The organism is Arthrobacter sp. 10T413_2 (assembly GCF_056394205.1).
In genome coordinates this window covers 1-21,390 of the sequence record NZ_JBFTHK010000049.1, presented here as the reverse complement: position 1 = coordinate 21,390, position 21,390 = coordinate 1, and the positions used below count along the sequence as shown (strand labels likewise).

Genomic DNA, 21,390 nt, shown 5'->3' with positions numbered 1-21,390 from the left:
CTCACGGGCAGGATTACTTGGCCGGCCGGGTCGCGTGGCCGCCGAACTGGTGGCGCAGTGCGGACACCATCTTCATGGCCGGCGAGTTGTCCTCGCGGGAGGAGAACCTGGCGAACAGCGCAGCCGTGATGGCCGGTGCGGGCACGGCGTTGGCGATCGCTTCCTCGACGGTCCAGCGGCCTTCGCCCGAATCCTCGACGTAGTCGGAGATCGATTCCAGTCCGGGGTCCTCGTCGAGGGCCTTGACCATGAGGTCCAGGAGCCAGGAGCGGACAACAGTGCCCTTCTGCCAGGCCCGGAAGGTCCCGGGAAGATCGGCGACGATGTCCTTCGCGGCCAGGAGTTCGTACCCTTCCGCGTAGGCCTGCATGAGGCCGTATTCGATCCCGTTGTGGACCATCTTGGCGTAGTGGCCGGCGCCGATGCCGCCCACGTGGACGAAGCTGTCGGCGCGTTCGCCGGCAGGAYGGAGGGCATCGAAGACGGGGAGGGCGCGCTCGATGTCCGCAGCATCGCCGCCCGCCATGAGGCCGTAGCCGTTCTGGAGGCCCCATACTCCGCCCGAGACGCCACAATCCGCAAAGCTGATGCCCTTTTCGGCCAGCGCGGCACCGTGTTTCTGGTCTTCAGTGAACCGCGAGTTGCCGCCGTCAATGACGAGATCGCCGGCGTCGAGCTTGTTGCCCAGCTCGGTGATCACGGCGTCGGTGATGTCGCCCGAGGGGACCATGACCCAGATGAGGCGCGGAGCCGGGACGGCGGCGATGAGCTCGTCCACGGTGGCGACGTCGGTAATGTCCGGGTTCCGGTCAAGACCGGTGACCTCGATCCCGCCGTTGCGGAGGCGTTCGCGCATGTTGAAGYCCATTTTTCCAAGGCCGATTAGTCCGATGTGCACGGGATGAACTCTTTTCTGCGCTGGGGTGCTTCGTTGGTGACGTCACCGAGCTGACTGGCAGTTGTGGCCGATTTGAGGGGTCAAAACGGCCAGATCTGTTAGTTAGTTGGGGAGTCTGACGGGCATGACGAGGTAGCGGTAATCGCCCTGGTCTTCGCCCTCGGCGTCCTGCTGGGCCGTGATCATGGCCGGTTTGGGCGMGGTGGTGAAGGAGAAGCGCACGAATTTGGTTTCGATGACGCTCAGGCCTTCGATCAGGTAGTGCGGGTTGAAGGCGACGGTGATGTCCTCACCGGTCAGCTGGGCTTCGAGTTCCTCCGAGGCCTGCGCGTCTTCGCCGGTGCCGGCATCCAGATGCAACTGGCCCTGGGTGAAGGCGAGGCGGACAGGGGTGTTCCGTTCGGCGACCAGCGAGACGCGGCGCACGGCCTCGACCAGTTCCTGGGTCTGCACGGTGGCGTGGATGGGCGTGGACTCCGGGAAGAGCGAACGGATCTTGGGGTAGTCACCATCGACCAKGAGCGAGGTGGTGGTCCTGCCGCCRCTCTCGAAACCGATCAGCCGGCTGTCATCATCGGCAAGGGCGATGTTGATGTCGCCGCTGCTGCCCAGCGTTTTTGCCACTTCGTTCAGTGTCTTGGCCTTGACCAGCGCGCTCGTGGAGATACCGGGAGTCACAGGCTTCCACGGAACTTCCCGCATGGCCAGGCGGTAGCGGTCGGTGGCCAGGAGGGTGATGAGATCGTCCTCGATCTCCATCCGTACGCCGGTCAGGATCGGCAAGGTGTCATCCTTGCTGGCCGCGATGATCACMTGGGATACCGCCTGGGCAAACGAATCGCCTGGAACGGTGCCGCTGATGGTGGGCAGGGMCGGCAAGGGCGGGTATTCGGCCTCGGGCATCGTGGCCAAGTGGAAGCTGCTTCGGCGGCACGTCAGTGTCACCTTGTTGCCGTCGGTTTCGACTTCGACGGGGGCGGAGGGCAGGCTGCGGCAGATGTCCGCGAGCAGGCGTCCGGACACCAGGATGGTGCCTTCGGTGCTGATGTCAGCAGGGATTTCGAGCCTGGCGGAGGTCTCGTAATCGAAGCTCGAGAGGCTGACKGTACCGGCTTCAGCCTTCAGGAGCAGGCCTGAAAGTACGGGAACGGGCGGCCGCGGAGACAACGACCGGGCGGTCCATGTCACGGCTTCTGCCAGGACGTCCCGTTCGACTCTGAACTTCACGGAAGGGTGCCGCCTTTCATTGCTGCTGTCAGTGCTGAAAATCGCTAAAACATCTCAAGCTGCCGCGGACTCCGGCAGGACTGCCGAACTCCGTCAACAAGGGAAGCGTCCGTCCTCCCCGGCTCCATGGCCCGGTGGGAACCACAAAAGATGTCCGGGACGGACGCACTGCAGACAGCTTAGCCCCAAGGTGAGCGATTCTCCCATCCCCGGCTTACACGAGTGTGGTTCACGGGGCCGGTCTCCGGCGCCGGTCCGGAACGGGCCTGGGCGCTGCGGGGAGGCGGGAACGAGATTGTTGTTTGAGGGAATTTCATTTTCTTGGGATTAGTAGTGTTAATAACTGCTGTGGAAACTGTGGATAACTCGATCCTGCCGTGCGAATCCGCGGTTAAGCCCTGTTCATGGGCTGTGGGTGGAGCAGGTTTTAAACAGGCTGTGGATGGGGACAAGATTTTCGGCCCGATCGCCGATCCACAGGCGCCTTAAGGGTTTTAAGCCCATTAACCGCGGTTGTCCCCTTAAGTATCCACAGGCTTGTCCACAGGGCCCTGTTAATAAGGTAAGAGTGTGCCGGCCGACGGCTCAGGAATTKCGCTGCTGCTGCTTGATCCGGTTGGTCAGCTMGGTCACCTGGTTGTAGATGACCCGGCGCTCGGCCATCAGTTCGCGGATCTTCCGGTCGGCATGGATCACGGTGGTGTGGTCGCGGCCGCCGAGCTCCTGGCCGATCTTGGGCAGGGACATGTCCGTGAGCTCCCGGCACAGGTACATTGCGATCTGCCGTGCGGTCACCAGCGTGCGGGTGCGCGACTTGCTGCAGAGCTCTTCCATGCTGAGCTTGAAGTAGTCGGCCGTCTGGGTGAGGATCTGGGCCGAAGTGATTTCCTGCGCACCGTCGTCGGTGATGAGGTCCTTGAGCACCATCTCGGCCAGGGCCACATCCACCGGCTGCCGGTTCAGGCTGGCGAAGGCCGTGACGCGGATGAGGGCGCCTTCAAGTTMGCGGATGTTGCTGGAAATCTTCGACGCGATGTATTCGAGGGCGTCATMCGGGGCGGAGAGGCCTTCGCTGAGGGCCTTCTTCCGAAGGATCGCGATGCGGGTTTCGAGTTCCGGGGGCTGGATATCAGTCAGCAGGCCCCACTCGAAGCGTGACTTCATGCGGTCTTCGAATCCGGCGAGCAGCTTTGGCGGCTGGTCAGAGGTGATGACCACCTGCTTGTTGTTGTTGTGCAGGGCGTTGAACGTGTGGAAGAACTCCTCCAGCGTCCTGTCCTTGCCGGCGAGGAACTGGATGTCGTCAATCAGCAGCACATCCACGTTGCGGTACGTGGTCTTGAAGCTGGTGCCTTCATCGTCACGGATGGAGTTGATGAAGTCGTTGGTGAATTCCTCGGAGTTGACGTACCGGACCCGGATTCCGCTGTAGAGCCGGCGTGCGTAGTGGCCGATCGCGTGGAGGAGGTGGGTTTTGCCCAGTCCCGAGTCGCCGTAGATGAACAGCGGGTTGTAGGCCTTYGCCGGCGCCTCCGCCACAGCCACGGCAGCCGCATGGGCGAACCGGTTGGAGGATCCGATGACGAAGGTGTCAAAGACGTACTTCGGGTTGAGCCGGCCGAATTCGTGGGAGGTGCTCGGCAGCATCGGCTGCGGCTTCAACTCCACAGTCGGATCGGCGGCGAGGGAAAGCTCGACGGCGGGTTCGGGTTCCGTGTGCAGCGGCACCAGATCCGTGTCGACGTCGATCGCGCAGCGGATTTCGTCGGAGAAAACGCTCCGGAGGGCGTCGTCCAGGGCTTCCTTGACCTGGGTCTGCAGGACTTCGCGGGTGAGCTCGTTGGGGACAGCCACCAGAAGGGTGGAACCGATCAGGCCCTGCGCCTGGGCGAGGATGACGAAGCCGCGCTGCCGGGGAGAGACACGGTGGTCGTTCTCCAGAAGGCTCACAACCCGCCGCCAGGAACTTCCGACAGTGTTGGCTTGGTTGGCTTCGTCTACTGTCATCAATCAGTTCCTCAAACTTGCTGGCCTGCATTACGTGCATCCACGCGGTCCGGAGCTGTGCGCCGGCCCGGCTCAATCCACAGGGTTATGCACAGTCCGTGGATAAGGGGTTACTGAGACACTGTAGGGGATGAAAACGCTAGAAGATAGCTGGGTTCTCTCCTGTGGATAATTACACCGTTGTGGTTCTCAAACGGGGCGCGTGACGCACTTCATCCACAGGCTGCGACGGCAGTTAGCCACAGCTGGGGAAAGGCTGCGAGCGGACCCTCGGTTTGACTCCGGAGGCTGGCAAGCCCTAACGTTGTGAAGTCCCATGTGTACGCTTTTCGCCTCATTTGATTMTTTCCCGACGCCCTGCGCCGTGCGAGTCACGAGGGAAGCGGCACATACAAAACTTAGCGTCGGCCAGTTCTTCCCCTTGATCGGGTGGGCGCACCTTTGATCCACTGGAGTAACTAACGTGAGCAAGCGGACTTTTCAGCCGAATAACCGCCGTCGAGCCAAGAAGCACGGCTTCCGCCTTCGTATGCGTACCCGTGCCGGCCGTGCCATCCTGGCAGCCCGTCGTGGCAAGGGCCGCACCGAACTGTCGGCCTAAATAACTGACTCGTCGGTCCACATCCCTGTGCGAGTTTAACGGTGCTAGCCACCAGGAACCGTCTGCGGACATCAACCGATTTTTCAACAACTGTACGTTCCGGTGTCCGCAATGGACGCCGGAACGTAGTGTTATATACGGMAGCTCTCGMTGCCGATGAACCAAGCCGGATCGGATTCATCGTTTCCAAGAGTGTCGGGAACGCTGTTGTCAGGAACCTCGTTAAGAGGAGACTGAGAGAAGCCGGCGCCTTGTMGTTGCAGAAATACGGCAGCGGGTTCGCCATCGTGGTCCGGGCGCTGCCCGCTGCGGCGGGGGCCAGCTGGGACCAGCTGCTCGCAGACTATGACGCCGCTTTGGAAACAACCATGAAGCGGCTGGGCAACCGCCTTCCAAAGGCTGCTTCATCAGGTTCTTACGAGACAACACAGGAAGGGACCCCCGCGTGCGTAACTCAACTGCCGCCGTCGTCCCCCGTCTGAGCGTTGTGACTCTCGGATCCGCACTGCGCTGGTTGGGCAAGGTGGTCTGGAACCTGCCCCGCAACATTCTCATCCTGCTGCTGATGGCCTACCGCAAGGTGGTCTCGCCGCTGTACGGCCAGGTGTGCCGCTTCTTCCCCAGCTGTTCGGCCTATGCCCTTGAGGCAATCACGGTACACGGTGCCGTGAAGGGAAGCTGGCTGGCTGCCCGGCGCCTGTTGCGCTGCCATCCATGGAATGCCGGCGGTGTGGACCATGTCCCCGCCGGGCACCGGGAGTGGCCAGCCGACCACACCCCCACAATTGTTGTGCTGAACAATCCGGACAAGTACTTGGCTGCTCAGCCTGATGGAGAAGGCCGCCCTGCGGCCTGACGAATAGGGAATCGTATGGACATCTTTGGAACAATCCTGGCCCCATTTAAATGGCTGGTCTCAGCCATTATGGTGGGCTTCCATGACGGCCTCAGCGCCATCGGCATGTCGCCGGCCAACGGCTGGACGTGGACCCTGTCCATCATCGGGCTCGTGCTGGTCATTCGTGCGGCCCTGATTCCCGTCTTCGTCAAGCAGATCAAGGCCCAGCGCGGCATGCAGCTGCTGCAGCCGGATCTGAAGAAGATGCAGGACAAGTACAAGGGCAAGACCGACCAGCTCTCCCGCCAGGCCATGGCGCAGGAGCAGATGGCGCTGTACAAGAAGCACGGCACCAACCCGTTCTCGGCCTGCCTGCCCATKCTGATCCAGATGCCGTTCTTCTTCGCGCTCTTCCAGGTGCTCTCGGGCATCAGCAGTGCCAAAGTCAGCGGCCAGGGCATCGGCGCCATGAGCGCCGAGCAGGTCAAGCAGTTCGATGAGTCCACCATTTTCGGCGCCCCGCTGTCCGCATCCCTGCTCCATGGCGGCGGCGGCAACCAGACGGCCGTGTGGATCCTCTCCATCGTGATGATCCTGGCCATGACAGCCTCGCAATTCATCACGCAGAAGCAGATCATGGCCAAGAACATGTCCGAAGAGGCCCTGGCCAGCCCGTTCATGCGCCAGCAGAAGATGATGCTCTACATCCTGCCGGTCGTCTTCGGCGTGGGCGGCATCAACTTCCCCATCGGTGTCCTGATCTACTGGACCACCACCAACCTCTGGACCATGGGACAGCAGTTCTTCGTGATCCGCCGGATGCCTACGCCCGGATCTCCGGCCGCCAAGGCTCTGGCCGAGCGCCGGGCGGCCAAGGGCCTGCCCGCCATACCCCTCCTGGGTGGCAAGAAGGTCGACTCCGAGGCAGCCGAGGCCTCAGCCGCCGCGGCCTTGGAGGCCAAGTCCCAGCGCGTCCAGCCGCAACGTAAAAACAGGAAGAGGAAGTAATGTCCGCCGAGAGCACCGAAAACGCTATTTCCGCCGAGTTTGACGACGAGCGGGACGATGCCCAGGAGGCATCCAACGACGCGGCAGAGGGTACAGGAAGCAGCCCCGTCAAGAGTGTTTCCGCAAGCCGCCTCGAAGAAGAGGGCGACGTTGCCGCGGATTACCTCGAAGAACTGCTGGACATCGCGGACATCGACGGCGACATCGACATCGAGGTCCGCAACGGGCGCACCTACATTTCGATCGTTGCAGAGGAAGAATCCGCCGCGCTGGAAAGCCTTGTGGGCCGTGACGGCGAAGTCCTTGAGGCGCTCCAGGAACTGACCCGGCTGGCCGTCCTGTCAGCCACGGAGAACCGGTCCCGCCTGGTGCTGGACATCAACGGTTACCGTGCCGAGCGTGCCGGCGACCTGCAGAAGATCGCTGAAGACGCCGTCGCCACGGTCAAGGAATCCGGCGAGGCTGTTGCCCTGGCTCCGATGAGCGCCTACGAGCGCAAGATCGTGCACGACGCCGTCGCCGATTTGGGGCTCGTCAGCGAGTCCGAAGGCGAAGGCGCCGACCGGCACATCGTTGTTTCCGCAGACTGAACCGTTGACTAGCTTGATGGTTGAAATTACCGCACCCGAACTCAAGGCAGCACAGTCGATCTTCGGCGACCKCCTGGACCTGGCTAAGCGCTACGTCGAACACCTGGCGACCTCCGGCACCGAACGGGGCCTCATTGGCCCCCGGGAAGTGCCGCGGCTGTGGAGCCGGCACGTCCTCAACTGTGCCGTCATCGAAAGCCAGATTGCCCGCGGAAGCCATGTTGCCGACGTCGGCAGCGGCGCCGGCCTGCCCGGCCTGTGCCTGGCCATTGCCCGGCCGGACCTGGAACTGACCCTGATCGAACCGCTGGAACGCCGGGTCATCTGGCTCCAGGAAGTCGTGGATGATCTCGGACTCGAGAACGTCACGATCATGCGCACGCGCGCCGAGCTCGCCGTCGGGCTCGTGAACGCCGACGTCGTTACGGCCCGCGCGGTATCCGCGCTCTCCAATCTCGCGGGACTGACCATTCCGCTCCTGGCCGGCAAGGGCGAAGTCGTGGCTATCAAGGGCCGCAGCGCCGGCGAGGAAATTGAAAAGGCAGCCAAGGTTATCCGCAAGCTGGGTGGCATTGAGACGTCTGTGGTGGTGGTGGGCGAAGGCCTGCTCGAAGAACCCACCACTGTGGTCCGAATCGTAGTAAACAAGCCTCAAAAGATTGCCTAGCATCGGCCCCGGTGCCCGGGGAGTCTGAGGGGAAGAGGTTAGGCTAGTAACCGGCAGTAAAAGCCGAATGAGAGTGAGCGTGTCATAGTGAGCAGTAGCGAAGCCTCCACACAACGGATCCCGCCGTTTATGTCCCTGGGGTCCGCACGTGCGTTTACGGCTCCCGCAGTTGCTCATGACTACTCCGGAACTMACACGGGTTCGGTTGCAAGGGCAACGGGAATGGCCGGTGTTTCACGTGAAACATCCCTTCCTCACACCGGCAACGTGCTGGACTCCATCGATGACTCCAGCCCCATCGCCCGCGAGCTCGCGCACGAGAACAAGCGCCGCGAGCGGCTGCTGGGACGGCAGCTGCCCAAGCCGGAAAAGACCCGCATCTTCACCGTGTCCAACCAGAAGGGCGGCGTCGGCAAGACGACGACCACCGTCAACATCGCGGCTGCCCTGGCGGCCGCCGGCCTGAACGTGCTCGTGATCGATATCGATCCGCAGGGCAACGCCTCGACGGCCCTGGGCATTGAGCACCACGCCGACGTCGACAGCATCTACGATGTCCTGATCAACGACGTCCCCCTGAAGGACGTTGTGGCCCCGTGCCCCGACATCGACAACCTCATTTGTGCTMCCGCCACCATCCACCTTGCCGGCGCGGAAATCGAACTCGTGAGCCTGGTGGCCCGCGAGCAGCGGCTGCGCCGTGCAATCGACGTGTACTCCAAGGAGCGCGCCAAGAACGGCGAGGAGCGGCTGGACTACATCTTCATTGACTGCCCGCCGAGCCTGGGGCTCCTTACGGTGAATGCCTTCTGCGCGGCCGGTGAAGTCCTGATCCCGATCCAGTGCGAGTACTACGCCCTTGAGGGACTGAGCCAGCTCCTGAAGAACATCGAGATGATCCAGAAGCACCTGAATGCTGATCTGGTTGTCTCCACGATTCTCCTGACCATGTACGACGGMCGCACCAACCTTGCGGCGCAGGTTGCGGCGGAGGTACGTGAGCACTTCCCCCAGCAGGTGCTGGGGGCTGTGGTGCCGAGGTCCGTCCGTATTTCCGAGGCTCCGAGTTACCAGCAGACTGTCATGACGTACGATCCTTCTTCCAGCGGCGCCCTGTCCTACTTGGAAGCCGCAGCGGAAATCGCTGAACGTTAGAATCTTTTCAAAAATTGCACTAGCCAGAGCCAGGTGAGTCCCGGCTCTTCCACTGGAGGGATTTATCCATGAGCGATAAGCGACGCGGCCTCGGCCGTGGACTTGGCGCACTCATTCCAAGTTCCGCCGCGGCTAACGCCTCCGGAAACGGTGCTGCTCCATCCCGGCCCGTGGACCTCTTCTTTCCCGAAGCCCGGAAGAAGACTTCCGAGCCGGAGACGGAAACTCTCCTGGACGTCCCCGCCCCGAAAACCAAGGCGTCACCGGCTGTGGCCGCAACGTCTGACGACTCCKCCGACGTCCCGGCTTCTGTTCCTGATTCGGTTTCGTCCGGTGGTGCCGATGCTGCTKCGGGGGCTGGCGCCACGGCCGGTGCGGCAGCGACCAAGAAAGCACCGGCCCGKAAGACGGCCGCGCCGAAGGCTTCCACGACCGCTGCCAAAGAGGCCGCCGGCGAGCAGTTGGCCTTTGATTCCACTGCCGAGCACGATGACGACGGCGGGGTCGAACTTGTGGCCGTGCCCGGTGTCAGGTTTGCCGAAATCCCGGTCACGGACATTCATCCCAACCGCAAACAGCCCCGGTCCGTCTTCGATGAGGACGACATGGCGGAGCTGGTGCACTCCGTGCGCGAAATCGGCGTCCTCCAGCCAATTGTGGTCCGCACTTCAACCGAAGAAGGTGGCGAACCCTATGAGCTCGTCATGGGTGAAAGGCGCTGGCGGGCAGTGCAGGCCGCAGGCCTGGAAACTATCCCGGCGATTGTCCGTGATACGACCGATGACGACCTCCTGCGCGATGCCCTGCTGGAGAACCTGCACCGCAGCCAGCTGAATCCGCTCGAAGAGGCCGCGGCCTACCAGCAACTCCTCGAAGACTTCGGAACCACCCATGAGCAGCTGGCGGACAGGATCGGACGTTCCCGCCCTCAGGTGTCCAACACCCTCCGACTGCTGAAGCTTCCGCCTCTGGTTCAGCGGCGGGTGGCCGCCAACGTGATTTCGGCAGGTCACGCCCGCGCCCTGCTGGCCCTCCCGGACGCCGCCGCCATGGAACGCCTGGCGCAGAAGATTGTCTCAGAGGGCATGTCGGTCCGCGCGACCGAGGAAGCAGTGACTCTGTACCAGAGCCCCGCGACACCGGCCAAGAACAACATTCCACGTCCGGGAGCACGCCACGAACGGCTCGACTACTTGGCCTCGTCGCTGTCCGACCGGCTGGATACCAACGTCAAGATCTCCCTGGGTGCCCGCAAGGGTCGCGTCAGCATCGAGTTCGCCAGCGTCGAGGACCTAAACCGGATCATGGACGTCTTGACTCCTGGGGCCTCCGGCTAGATTCACCAAGTCGTGTGGGGCGGGCCTGTTTCACGTGAAACAGGCCCACGTTCTTTTAATGCCCTTGCCTTTATGCCCTCGTTTGCCGCTGCAGGGGTGGAGGCCGAATCGTCTCACTGCCAGCGGCGCATTAGGTACGCCCTGCCTGGCTGATGCCGCCGCCGCATCCGGCAGTAGTCCATCGTGGCGCTTGGGGAAATTGGTGAGGTGCGTCCGTGCCGCCCTGGACGCGGCTGAAGTCCGGGTGCTGGCGGTGACCCACTTGCCCGCGACGCGTAGATTGGTGCAGCGTAGATTGGTGTTGCGGGCCGTGCCCGGCGGCGTCCTCCGGCTAAGCGGCAGATCTAACGGAGCCCGGAATGAATTCTCCCCCGCGCGGGTCGCCCTCCGCGCCATTMCGGTACCGCCACAGCATCCGTATGTAAGCCCGGGGCACTGTCCTGTGGCCCGCGTGGCTCGCGACGGCCGTGCGGGCCTTCCAACCACGCAGTGGCCTCCATGGCAGCAAGCTCGTCCCTCTGGGGCAATGACACTGGACCGGAGGCTGGAAACACAGCCTATTCACCGCGTGGCATCGCCGGAACCACACAGCAACGCGGCCCAAGGCATAGAAGTGCCCGCTCGGATGCCTGAGCACCGGAAGGCAAGCTCTCGCGGTCGTAGTTCTCTCGGCTAGGTCCCAAGGCCGGCCTCCAGAGCCCAACGCCGGCCTGCCCGCCGTGTGGACTCGCATCGCCGGACACGACCCCTCATCAGGGGTCATCGGCGCAACGGGACCTGCATCGTGTTCACTTGGCTAACCGGGATGCACGCCGGTGCCCCGGTCATGGGTCTCCCCCGTTCGCCGGCTATGGTCATGATGTGGAGTACCGGACTAGTGGTTGTCCGTCCACGTGACAGCACACGCACTGGATCGCTTCCAAGCGGTGAGGCTCTCACAGATGGACAGCAGGTGGGCCGGCCGTACCGTTGCTGACTGGGTCCACGCCGGATCGCCCCTCTCGCGCGGATGCGGACCATGAGGTTGTGTTCGCAGCGAACACATGAGGGCACGCCTGCGGCCCGGGGGACATCGACCGGATTCCTTTTGGGCAGAAATGACTCGGTGACGTGGAGACCGTGGCGGCCGCGCGGGTCCAGGTCCGTGAGTAACGTAAGGAACCGGGGCCAAGACTGACACCTCGTCGCCGGCTTCCCGTTCCCGGTTCCGGTTCCCGTTCACCGTGACGTCCGGATCCCTTGATTCCTGTTTCACGTGAAACAGCGCCAGCCGGTCCGAGGCTCTAGCCCGCCTACAATGCCTGGAAGCCGTGGTAGACGGCTTCTCAAACAGGATGGATGGGGGCAGCAGAGCCTGCCATGCGGCAACTGGATCTCGGCAACAGGATCTCGGGAATCGGACTCGGCCCTGGCGATTCGAGTGGGCGCTGGCAGGGCGGCGGGGTCCATGGAGTCGCCTGCACCTCGGAAGTCAGGCCGATGCCAAATAGGCGCCTGTACTTCGGAAGGTAGGCCGGATTCGGAAGGAGGACCGGGAGCGGGCAAGTCCCCCTCGCACTACAAGAAAAACATGGAGCAGGCGACGCTATTCGGTGCCTCTGGACGACTGAACTCCCCGGATGAGAACGTCGCTCCGATCATGAGGAGGATGGGGCCGCCAGATTGACGGCACAGCCGACGGAATGGGTCACACGCCGCTGCCCGCACGGAATAGCCCCCGTTGGATCCACTGCTCTCGAGCCGGACCCCGCCTAGACGGGGGAAGACTCTTGGACGGGACACACTCTGGGGTGCCCGTTAGTGGGAAGAGGCCCGGCACTTGTTGCAGCCGATGCCATGTCCTCACTGCGTCGCGGCGAATAGCGTCGGCGGTCACTCGGGCCGTCTGTCCCCGACCAAGATGAAAATCCGTCGCAATGACGCAACGATARTAATCCGTCACGACGACGACGGACTGCGACAGCCCTAGCGAGCGGTGCCGGAGCCCCCGACAAAGCCTGGGGTGCCATCATCGTGGGCGTGGGCGTGGGCGTGGGCGTGGGCGTGGGCGTGGGCGTGGGTTCGGGTATGCGGTTGTGGGGCCACAAGTCTGKAACTCCTAGCTGCGTTTGCGGAGACTGCTAGCAACGTGGCCGTACTCGTCATTGCTGAGTCAGAATGCCTCGCGTACGAGCAGTAGGGTAGCTTGGACGATCGCGCTCCCCGGCTCCCCCGGTCATTTGTCTGGTCGCCTGGCTTCCTGTTGCCCGAGCTCTGTCTTTGGTACTGCTCAGTGCGCAAGCCAGCCCCTATGTGTCGTACKAGAGGGCGCCAACGGCTCTCCCCCGTTAGGGGCAGCAAGCGTTCCCTCGATCGCGTTGGCTCGGACTTTCCCTCCAGTGGCATGGTCGCCGCCTAGTGCAGTTGCTGGCATTGTTCGCCGATGCCGATGCCGATGCCGATGCCGATGCCGATGCGGACCAGCGCCGCGCAAGTCACGTCTATGGCCCACGGCAGGAGCAGGGACGTCCACGGGGACGGTAGAGCTTCACCCCGTGACCGCGGCGTTCGCCGGCGGACAAGACGGCGCGAACCCGATCCATCTGGCAAGGGCGCGGATGTTTCACGTGAAACGATGCCGACTCCCGGCGCTAAGAAGGCTGGCCACAGTTGTGATCCATGAACTGGTCCGCGCGAACTCCGACGGCCCAACAGCGGGACGTGATTCGGCTTGAATGCCCCGACCTCGCGTCCAGCGGCTGTTCCGATCTGGAAGCCCTCCGCAGTGCCCGCACCAAGTGTCCGACCGGCAGCGGCCGTGCTCGTCCGGCTCCGTCCGAGCGGGGGTCTGCGGCGCACGCTATCGCTCCCGCTGCCTCCGTCCATGGCAGTGGCTTGCCGGTCACGCTGAGGCCTCCCTCAGTCCGCCCTCCTGGCCGCCTTCCCGCCAGGCTAACGCCCATCGCACCCCGCCGCTGGCGGTAGTAGGCCCGTTGCACGAATTCTTCCTTTGKCCAGCCATCGGCTCTGGCCTGGCGGTCACGCCGACGCTCTCCGCTCTGTCTCCGTCGTGTGCGGTCAAAGGTAGCCCTTGGCAGCGCTGCCGCTCTCTAAGACTGGTACAGACCAGAGAGGCAGAGAACGAGTTTCTGTTCGGCAAGCGAGCTTCGAGCGACAATATTGGACGGCGTCAACAGACGGACCGGGGAAGGAATCCGTAGCTCGTGAGGCGAACTCTTCCGCCCGTGGCGGTTCACGTTGGTTCCACGGCCTCTTCTTCGATGGCGCGGCCAAATGCAAGGCGGCGCACCTCCTGGGGGGCTGGCCATCGGTGTCGCACGGAGGCGCAACCCGGTGGGGAGTGGTGTCGGCGGATCCTGATTTCACCGACGCTGTGACCTGGGGCTATAGCGCTACTGGCGAATCAGCCGTGAGGCACCAGCTGGATGGATTGTCGACGTGGCACTCCCCAGATGATCTAAGGGGTCCCACGGAGACAGCAGACACTCCCAATCCACAGTGGATACATCGGTGGATATTACTGTGGATAACTTTGTGGATTAGTCTGCGAGGAATTTCGTTCGGCCAGAGTGGATGAAGGTGAGGCGGCAGCGGCTKTCCGGCGCCGTTGCTTGGCCAGGATCGTGGAGAAGAGTTTCACGTGAAACATAATCTCCGTCAATGGTCGGGCTGCCTAGGGCAACACGCCGCACCTATCAATTCGCAGTGGAATGGTTAATTTTCCGGGGATTTTGGCCATCTCTGGTGTGCATTTCTTGGCTGTGACAAGAGCCAGCCGTCCGGCTCCGCGAAGACCATTATCGATCCCGTGATGCCGCAGGCGTCATCGCGTGTTCGCACTTCGACCCGGCTCTGTGGTGTGCATCATGCGATGTGAATAATCTCTCAGCACCTGTGGATAACCATGTGAATAACCTCTGTGGAGAACCTGGTGGAGACAGACCATGGGACAGAGCAGATCACTTGGTGTGGGAGCCGGTCATCCCACAAGAGGGCAGTCGCTCCTCCCGCTTGTCGCCGGTCCGAGCCAGCCGCGGAGGGTCTGTGGACATCGACTGGTAGCACCAGTGCGGGCCGTCACCAACCCCGCCGAAGGCTATTGGACCGATTACTGACGGCGCCCCGACACATTCCAAGTKACCGTGATGGAGTCTGACGGCGTAAGCCGACAGAGGATTCGTGACGTCTCGAGATGCCGTGGAAATCTCCAACATGGATTCGGGCCGGCCCCGATTCGCCGAGTCAGTAGTGCGGAACCCAGGATGGAGCGAATCCTCCCCTGTGGGTCGGACGACGGCACTTGGGGACCTCGCGCTGCGCGGGCTATCGCATCGTCGGGTTCCTCATCAGATTCTCGCGGCCGGCTATTTGCTAGCCAAGCATGTGGAGTGCCGATTACGGGGAGCCCCACGGGGCTTTGAAGCGCGCTGGGATGCACGCGGCGTGAGCTGAGTAAAGCGCGGCGCAGTGCCTGCTCGGAGTGAATTGTCCTGAACTGACGGGAGTACCATCGGGCTGAGCTCCACGCTGGAACGGGCCAGAAACGAGGACTCGCTGGCGCCGTCGAGAACCACTTAGGAATCCGGCCCCGGGCCGGGACMGAGGGTGGGTTGACGAGTCCTTGCGACTGAAGCATGTGGGGCCCCGATCTGAGTTTGCGACTGAATGGCTTACGCTCTGCTGCGGATTGGGCTATTGCCCTGGCGTTTTAGGTGGCACGGGAACCGCGCTTCACACCCTCGGTCTCTTCGGCTCCCGAGCGGCCAACGGGCTTGTGCGCGAACATCGCCTGCCGGCTCGCGAGTAGATCCACCACAATCGGGGCTACATGGCGGCCGCGCTGCCTAGGTACCGTCTGCGGAGCTGACCCGCGCCCCTGCTGTCCTTTGTCCGGGATTGATGCCTCCCTCGCTCGGCGGGCAGGTATGTCAGTGTGATACTCGCTGCCGCGACGTTGCGCGCGTGGGGGCCGTGCCACCCCGGGCTGAGACATCCTGTGGGGCAGTGTCTGCAGAATGTTTCACGTGAAACGGTGACGCCAAGGCGACTCCGGACCGTTGGGGAAGCATGTGGAATGATCAATGAGCCTCCAGCAGTGAGGGCTACAGTCATGCCTTCGTGTGGAATCTCGGACCGCGGCCAACCAGGTGCGGGCTGGATGAGGGCTAACGGGGATTCAACGAGGTGCCCAGTTGCCCGKAAGACCACTGGGCCGCCACCCCATCGGAGGCCGGCAGGCAGGGGCGCGAACTCTAGGCCCTCTCATGAGTGTTCCAGGCGGCGACGGACAGACGACGACGCCCATCACGGCCCCGGCGTACTTCGCCGCACAGATAAACGCGACAGTCGGGGCTATAAGTAATAGTTCACGATCACTTAGGCATGCGCATCGATGTTCTTCCTAGTTGTTTMACGTGAAACATCGCGTCTGCCCGCCTCGGCTTCGGCACCCCCATTGGTCTCGGCCATAGGTTCGAAGGTCGCCGTCGTTCGAACTAAACGGCAAMACCGCCGGTGTAGCGACTAGCACCCAGCACTGTGATGTTTCACGTGAAACACGGTCAGCATCGACTGATGGGGCAGCACGGATTGAAAGGGTGACGATGGGCTAGCGGCCTCTAGGAAGGTCGTCACGACTGACGAACTCGCCCGTGGCGCGCCGGCGGTCGTACTTAGCGCCACGGCTACGGCGGGCGTCACCTGACGGGCCGGCTTGTGCCACCTTCACGGCTGCGTTGTGGGCGTGCTGGCGAAGCGGGCACGCTGCCGATCGCTGCACTGCCCTGCACACCTTCCCCGAAGCGCACCCTCGAGTAGATCACCCTCAACCAGATTCTCTCAGGCGAGAATCTGGTTCTAGTAGAAGACGTCGACCCACTCGCGAGGTCTTTTGGCGTCATCCAGCTTCACAACATCGCCTTTTCGCGGAATGCGGCCCGTTGGCGTAGTTCCACGATGATCATCTCGGTGCCCCTTGCCGGCATCCGACGTTTCACGTGAAACAGCCKTGCTCCTGGCCGAGGTTCGGTTACTGAACTCCCCCAGTCGGCCGGAAATTTCGCAGAATCGCTTTTTCGATCGGCAAGACTATCAGCGCTTCCGACCGAGACACCCGCKAAAGTGGGGTAGCCACGCGCCGGTGCGACCGGCCAATGTTTCACGTGAAACGCAGACGCTCGCCACAGAGGCCCGTCGACACTCACCGAAATGTCAGATCCCAAGAATTCGGGTGGCCGATGATGGGCTGAAATTCCGTCACGGGACCCCTCTCGATCACGGCTTGCCGATCCCTCGTCAGGAGGGCCAGCTTCCGGAAAAACTCGAGGATTGCGCAACTCAATAGGACTGAGGACACCCCCAAACAGGTGCTTCTATCAATCGGGAACATCCCACCGGCGGGGAACACCCGCTCGGCCCTCCGCGTCCACTCCCCTCGGCCAACGGCAGCCAACGGCAGCCGTGCCAAGCGACCGGGGCCGTGACAGGCCCCCGGGCAAAAAAGTGACCCCCGCCAGAAGCGGGGGTCACCACCAGCTCAACGGGACACTACGGCCCGAGCTGCTCGGGCCGCAGGCCCTCATGAAGCTAGTTGCGAAACTACCGGTGAAGCCGAGTCGGAATTAGGACAGGACGTCCGCGAATTCCTTCTCGAAGAACTGCTTGGGTCGGGCGCCGATGACGGTGCTCTTGACCTCGCCGCCCTGGAACAGGTAGACGGCCGGGATTGACGTGATGCCGTACTCGGCGGCGATGGCGGGGTTGTCGTCAACGTTTACCTTGACTACATCAACCTTTTCGCTGTACTCCACAGAGATCTCGTCGAGAATCGGGCCGAGCTTGCGGCAGGGGCCGCACCATTCGGCCCAGAAGTCCACAATGACCGGCTTGTCGGAGGCCAGTACGTCGGTGCTGAAGCTGGCGTCTGTTACGTCTTTTGCGTTGCTCATGACCTTTGTCTCTCTCTTCGGTTGGTTGCTGCGCGCCGTCTTAGGCGTGAAAATCTGCCAGGTAGTGCTCGACGTCGAGAGCCGCCACACAGCCGGAACCCGAGGCGGTGATGGCCTGGCGGTAGGTCGGGTCAATGACGTCGCCGGCAGCGAAAACACCCCGGATGCTGGTCTTCGAGGTGCGGCCGTCGACGGCGATGGTTCCCTCTGCGGTCAACTCGAGCTTGCCCTTGACGAGGTCCGTGCGGGGGTCATTGCCGATTGCCACGAACACGCCGGTCACGGCCAGTTCAGTTTCCGTGCCGTCTACCAGGTTCTTCAACCGCAATCCGGTGACTTTGTCCTGTCCAAGGACGTCTTCGASGGCGGTGTTCCACACGAAGTTGATCTTCTCGTGGGCGAGGGCACGGTCGGCCATGATCTTTGAAGCGCGGAGGGCGTCGCGGCGGTGCACCACAGTGACGGACTTGGCGAACTTGGTGAGGAACAGCGCCTCTTCCATGGCGGAGTCGCCGMCGCCGATGACCGCGATGTCCTGATTCTTGAAGAAGAAACCGTCGCAGGTTGCACACCAGCTAACGCCGTGGCCGGACAGCCGCTTCTCGTTCGGCAGCCCGAGCTCGCGGTAGGCGGAGCCGGTGGAAAGGATGATGGAACGGGCCTTGAAGGTCTCCCCCGTGCCGATGGTCACCGTCTTGATCTCGCCGTCGAGGTCCAGCTCGGTGACATCCTCGAACTGGATCTCCGTGCCGAAGCGGGCAGCCTGCTTCTCGAAGTTCTCCATGAGGTCCGGACCCATGATGCCTTCGGGGAATCCAGGGTAGTTCTCCACGTCCGTGGTGTTCATCAGTTCGCCGCCGGCGGTGACCKAGCCTGCCAGGAGCAGCGGCTTCAGGTTCGCGCGCGCCGTGTACACCGCTGCGGTGTAGCCCGCCGGGCCGGAGCCGACGATGATGACATCACGTACTTCGGAGGCAGTGTTTTCTGCGTTGCTCACTGAACGGTGAACCTCTTCCTTTGTCGATGCGCCCGCCTCGATGGCCGGCCACATGGCACAACTATTGCCGGGCATTGAATATTCCGGCCGACATGGGCGTCACCGAGCGACGCCACTACTCAGGGTACCGGTTTGGCGAGGCCGAGGCCGGAGAAGGCGCCCGGATGACAGGCCCGCTAGTGCACTGCGCCCGCTACTGCACCTTGATCTCGGCCAGGCGGAGGCCGTAGCCATAACGGGTCTTGGGAGCGGCCAGCTTGGGAAGCGTCTTGATGGACACGATCACGTATTGCGCCGTGACCGGTTCCGGCAGCGGCATCGTCAGGTCCGGCGAGGTGAAGCTGTTGCTTCCGACCTGCTTCGCGCCATCCAGGGAAGGACGGTCGTTGGTGTAGACGCTGATGTTGCCGCCGGACGCACCAAGCTGGCTCAGAGTGACGGAAGAGACCTTGGAAGGGCCCTTCAGCTTGACGACGAGCGGAACCTCGGAGGCAAGGCCACCCCAGTCCTCCGTGGCGAATTCCATGTCGGACCAGTAACTCGCGCCGTTCCCGTCGAAGGTCTTCACGAGGTCGGAGTCGTAGTTACCGGCGAAGTCGAAGTTGCCCAGTCGCGTCACGTCCTGAATGACGGGCGGCCCGGCCGCGGGCGCCTCGCTGGCGGTCGACGACGGTTGTCCCGTCGACTGTTCCGGCGCGCTGGACGACGAGGAGGAGGACCCGGCGTTCGACTGGGGGCTGCTCTTGAAAAGGCTGCCGAGATTGGTGACCGCAAAGATGAGGACCACCACCAGGACGACAGCCAGTAGGCCGCCAACCAGCCACCGCATGGAACGAGGCTCCCGGCGCGGCTCGTCTTCGTACTCCACGTACTCGTCCTCGTCCACGGCGGACCGGGCGGAGGCGGGGAAGTTGCCAGGAGCGCGGTCCGCGCTGTTGAATCCGGTTCCGGCCAGCCCGGCGGAGGCGRCTGCGGCTGTGGCGGCGCCGCGGTGATCACCGGTGTCTTGCTGGTCTCCGGCGCCTTGCTGAATTCCGTTGCCCTGCTGATCGATGCCGGMGTAGTCGTCGTCGGACCACAAGGAGACCTTGGGAGCAGCGGCGGTGGGAGGCTGCGGCGCTGCCGGCTCGGCCGGGCGGGGAGCTGCGCTCTCCTGGACGGGCTGGGGCGCCGTTGTCTCTTTGGCGCCCTGGTGTGCGGCAGTCTCCTGCGGTGCAGTCTTTGGGGCCTTGGGAGCCCTGGCGGCCGCGGCCGCGGCTCCGGTGGCTGCCGCTGCTGCAGCGCCGGACGAGGGTGCGGACGCGGGGCGGGACGGCATTCCGGCGGCCGGGGCGGCCGGGGGCGCCGGCTGATGTCCTGCGACCGGCTGGGTGTGCCCGTAATTGATGTACCCGGCGTCGACTTCCTCGTCGTCGTAGAGCCCGTCATACGTTTCAGGTTCGTGGGAGCGTGCCTGCCCGAAGATCTCGCTGCCCAGGGTATCGGTGAAGAAGGGCTCGATGTACGGCGGGTTGGAGGACACCACAAGGTCCAGCAGATCCGCCGCGGAGGTGTGGTTGGTKATCAGATACGTGGTGGCATCGCTGACGCCGAGGTCAAGGATCTGAACGCTGCCCGGCCGTTCGCCCGTGGCGACTTCGCGGGCGCTCTGGGCCACCTGCTCGGCGTTGCCCGGCCCGGCGACGAGGATGCTCACGGGACGGTTGAGCACCTGGTCCACACCGTCCAGCACCAGATCCTGGTCATGTGAGGTCAGTACAGTGGCAGTGACCTTGTAGCGGCCACCGAGTACTGATCCGACATCGATCGGGTGGGACACGGGCTCCTCCTAGACTGTCCGGGACCTGCCGACGTGATCACTCTCTGAGCGACCCTGTGCCCTCCGGCAAGCCGGTTGACCGCTGGTCCGCAACTCCCCTTGTTAGTCTTCGATCCTAGCCGATGCTCTGTCCGGGCCGCGTGAGCACGGCGGTTTGAAACGGAGCCGGGCTCATTTTTTCTTTTTCCGGTTGAACGGGAAATAGGGGTTGTGACCGGCCGGTCCCTGATAGGTCCGGCGCCCCGGGAGGGGAACGTCGCCCCGGCCCAAACCGCCTTGCGCGGTGCTGGGGAGGTCTTCGGCCGGCAGGTAGCCGCCTTCCGGACCGGCTTGGCGGGTGTAGGGGAACGTATCTTCATCCGGGATGTCGGGACCGGCCCGGAAGGACGCGGCATCGAACTCGCCGGAAATTCGCGGAATCAGGCCGGTGTCCACCGAGACGGTGGCCCGCTCCGGCACCCTCCGCACCTCCGCTGCGCCTTGGGCGCGGGGCCCGGTGCCCTGCTCAGCCGGGGCTGCCCGGCGCCGGAGCCGTCCAAGGAGAGGCTGCATGAGGTCCTGGAGCTCGGTCACACGGAACATTTTCAGCAACAGGAAGTAGACGGCCAGCATGACGGGTCCGACGACGACGATCGTCACCAGAGCGGCGATCCGGTCGCTCCAGGCGAAGCCGTCCGGGTTGTAACTGCCCAGCAGCCACAGGGCCACGGCTCCGGCCAGGGCGGACCCCAGGGCCGCGTAGCCCATGCGGATGTAGGAGCTGGCGATGCGGGGGCCGTCCAGATGGCCCAGGAGCCGGCGCAGGAAGATCGCGCTGACGATCACCGAGAGGATATTGCCGCCGGTATAGAGGATGGCGATGGCGAAGATGATCTGATCGAACGGCAGGAACTGGATCACGAACGCGGCCACCACGTTGACCAGCGCCAGGACCAGCTGGATGAAGAAGGGTGTCCGGGCGTCCTCGTTGGCGTAGAAGACGCGCGACATCATGAAGTTGGCGCTCATGAAKGGGGTGCTGAGAGCCAGGATGGTGAGCGTCTGGGCCAGCATGACGCCGTCCTGACGCACCCCGCCGGAGAAGAACATGCCCAGCGGCCCGGCCAGCGCGAAGAGCGCCAGCGCGCCGAATACGGTTGCCACGGCCATGGTCCGCAGCCCGTGGGAGAGCGCGCTGCGCAACGCAGCCCGGTCGCCGTCCTGCGACGCCCGGGTCATCCGGTTGAACAACACCGTGGCAAGGGACAGCGCAATGATGGAGTGCGGCAGCAGATACAGCTGGCTGGCCACCTCCAGCAC

At 63.4% G+C, this 21,390-nt stretch carries 15 protein-coding genes; 8 read left to right on the top strand and 7 right to left on the bottom strand.

Annotation, left to right across the window (positions count from 1 at the left end; translation table 11 throughout):
* Nucleotides 1–13: 13 nt before the first annotated feature.
* The 3 genes from gnd to dnaA form a co-directional block, all read right to left on the bottom strand.
* Nucleotides 14–898 carry a phosphogluconate dehydrogenase (NAD(+)-dependent, decarboxylating) gene (gene gnd, locus AC1DBQ_RS10250; protein WP_476928394.1) on the bottom strand — a complete coding sequence of 295 codons (885 nt, stop codon included), beginning with the start codon at nt 896–898 and terminating at the stop codon, nt 14–16.
* A 102-nt stretch (nt 899–1,000) separates the two neighbouring features.
* Nucleotides 1,001–2,125, bottom strand: a complete 1,125-nt coding sequence (dnaN, locus tag AC1DBQ_RS10245; protein WP_476928393.1) for a DNA polymerase III subunit beta — start codon at nt 2,123–2,125, stop codon at nt 1,001–1,003.
* A 585-nt stretch (nt 2,126–2,710) separates the two neighbouring features.
* Complete coding sequence (gene dnaA, locus AC1DBQ_RS10240; RefSeq protein WP_476928392.1) at nt 2,711–4,132, bottom strand: chromosomal replication initiator protein DnaA; 1,422 nt, start codon at nt 4,130–4,132, stop codon at nt 2,711–2,713.
* A 463-nt stretch (nt 4,133–4,595) separates the two neighbouring features.
* On the opposite strand from dnaA, the gene rpmH reads away from it, so the two are divergent.
* The 8 genes from rpmH (at nt 4,596) to AC1DBQ_RS10200 (ending at nt 10,328) form a co-directional block, all read left to right on the top strand.
* A complete protein-coding gene (rpmH, locus tag AC1DBQ_RS10235) occupies nt 4,596–4,733 on the top strand; it encodes a 50S ribosomal protein L34 (protein ID WP_003800212.1) in 138 nt (45 codons plus the stop codon).
* Nucleotides 4,734–4,774: 41 nt separating this feature from the next.
* Complete coding sequence (gene rnpA, locus AC1DBQ_RS10230; protein WP_476928391.1) at nt 4,775–5,215, top strand: ribonuclease P protein component; 441 nt, start codon at nt 4,775–4,777, stop codon at nt 5,213–5,215.
* Nucleotides 5,179–5,589: a membrane protein insertion efficiency factor YidD gene (gene yidD / locus AC1DBQ_RS10225; protein WP_425547167.1), complete on the top strand. Its 411-nt coding sequence runs from the start codon at nt 5,179–5,181 to the stop codon at nt 5,587–5,589. Before rnpA ends, yidD begins: the two co-directional genes overlap by 37 nt.
* A gap of 15 nt (nt 5,590–5,604) precedes the next feature.
* Entirely contained in the window at nt 5,605–6,579 is a 975-nt protein-coding gene (yidC, locus tag AC1DBQ_RS10220; RefSeq protein WP_476928390.1) for a membrane protein insertase YidC, read from the top strand.
* Nucleotides 6,579–7,169, top strand: coding sequence for a Jag family protein (locus tag AC1DBQ_RS10215; RefSeq protein WP_476928389.1), 591 nt, complete (start codon nt 6,579–6,581; stop codon nt 7,167–7,169). The genes yidC and AC1DBQ_RS10215 overlap by 1 nt, the downstream gene beginning before the upstream one ends.
* A 16-nt stretch (nt 7,170–7,185) precedes the next feature.
* The gene (gene rsmG / locus AC1DBQ_RS10210; RefSeq protein ID WP_476928388.1) at nt 7,186–7,836 is read left to right on the top strand and encodes a 16S rRNA (guanine(527)-N(7))-methyltransferase RsmG; all 651 of its coding nucleotides are present in this window, start codon (nt 7,186–7,188) and stop codon (nt 7,834–7,836) included.
* Between the two features lie 87 nt (nt 7,837–7,923).
* Complete coding sequence (locus AC1DBQ_RS10205; RefSeq protein WP_476928387.1) at nt 7,924–8,991, top strand: ParA family protein; 1,068 nt, start codon at nt 7,924–7,926, stop codon at nt 8,989–8,991.
* Nucleotides 8,992–9,059: 68 nt separating this feature from the next.
* On the top strand, nt 9,060–10,328 hold the full coding sequence (locus AC1DBQ_RS10200; protein WP_476928386.1) for a ParB/RepB/Spo0J family partition protein: 1,269 nt from the start codon (nt 9,060–9,062) through the stop codon (nt 10,326–10,328).
* Between the two features lie 6,620 nt (nt 10,329–16,948).
* Here the strand turns inward: AC1DBQ_RS10200 and trxA are convergent.
* The 4 genes from trxA to murJ all read right to left on the bottom strand — a co-directional run.
* The gene (gene trxA / locus AC1DBQ_RS10195; RefSeq protein WP_091248528.1) at nt 16,949–17,275 is read right to left on the bottom strand and encodes a thioredoxin; all 327 of its coding nucleotides are present in this window, start codon (nt 17,273–17,275) and stop codon (nt 16,949–16,951) included.
* A 40-nt stretch (nt 17,276–17,315) separates the two neighbouring features.
* Nucleotides 17,316–18,272 (bottom strand): thioredoxin-disulfide reductase, encoded by a 957-nt coding sequence (gene trxB / locus AC1DBQ_RS10190; RefSeq protein ID WP_476928385.1) that lies wholly within the window; start codon nt 18,270–18,272, stop codon nt 17,316–17,318.
* 193 nt (nt 18,273–18,465) lie between these two features.
* Entirely contained in the window at nt 18,466–20,091 is a 1,626-nt protein-coding gene (locus AC1DBQ_RS10185; RefSeq protein WP_476928384.1) for an ABC transporter substrate-binding protein, read from the bottom strand.
* Between the two features lie 171 nt (nt 20,092–20,262).
* A partial coding sequence (gene murJ, locus AC1DBQ_RS10180) for a murein biosynthesis integral membrane protein MurJ (RefSeq protein ID WP_476928383.1) occupies nt 20,263–21,390 on the bottom strand: 1,128 nt, incomplete at its 5' end.

What these genes read in the sequence shown, in the direction of transcription:
- AC1DBQ_RS10215 (WP_476928389.1), top strand. Translation starts at nt 6,579, where the DNA reads ATGTCCGCCGAGAGCACCGAAAACGCTATTTCCGCCGAGTTTGACGAC.
- trxA (WP_091248528.1), bottom strand. Translation starts at nt 17,275, where the DNA reads ATGAGCAACGCAAAAGACGTAACAGACGCCAGCTTCAGCACCGACGTA.